Annotated in this window: 1 protein-coding gene and 1 pseudogene; both read left to right on the top strand. The window is 59.1% G+C overall.

Going from position 1 to position 601, the window contains the following annotated elements; translation table 11 throughout:
- The coding region (locus tag SOP95_RS31505; RefSeq protein WP_323609515.1) for a thiol:disulfide interchange protein DsbA/DsbL at nt 1-360 on the top strand (360 nt) is incomplete at its 5' end.
- A gap of 10 nt (nt 361-370) precedes the next feature.
- A pseudogene (locus tag SOP95_RS31510) lies at nt 371-601 on the top strand (endonuclease/exonuclease/phosphatase family protein); the annotation flags it as partial.

Raw genomic sequence — 601 nt, forward strand, 5'->3', positions numbered from 1 at the left:
GATGCCCACGGCCAGCTGTTCCTGACCCTGGAAGCCATGGGTGTGGAGCACAAGGTCCACAACGCAGTATTCGATGCGATCCAGAAACAGGGCAAGCGCCTGACCAAGCCAGACGAAATGGCTGACTTCGTGGCCACCCAAGGTGTCGACAAGGACAAGTTCCTGGCCACCTTCAACTCCTTCGCCATCAAGGGCCAGATCAAACAGGCCAAAGAGCTGGCGCAGAAGTACGGCGTGCAAGGCGTTCCGACCATGATCGTCAACGGCAAATACCGTTTCGACCTGGGCACCTCCGGTGGTCCTGAGCAGACCCTCAATGTTGCCGACCAGCTGATCGCCAAAGAGCGCGCAGCCAAGTAAGGGGCCTGTCATGCGTCGCTGGGGTACCGAACGTGTGGTTGGCCTGCATGACCCGCAGGTCAACGAACATCACCTGGAATCCACAGGCCTGCCGGCAGACAGCCGCCTGCGTCTGCTGAGCTTCAATATCCAGGTGGGTATCAGTACCGAGAAGTACCGGCATTATCTCACCCGTGGCTGGCAGCATTTGCTGCCCCACAACGGTCGAGCTGGCAACCTGCAGAAGATCGGCAACCTGTTG

Origin of the sequence: Pseudomonas sp. YuFO8, from assembly GCF_035065025.1 — a bacterium.
GTDB classification, from domain to species: domain Bacteria; phylum Pseudomonadota; class Gammaproteobacteria; order Pseudomonadales; family Pseudomonadaceae; genus Aquipseudomonas; species Aquipseudomonas putida_AE.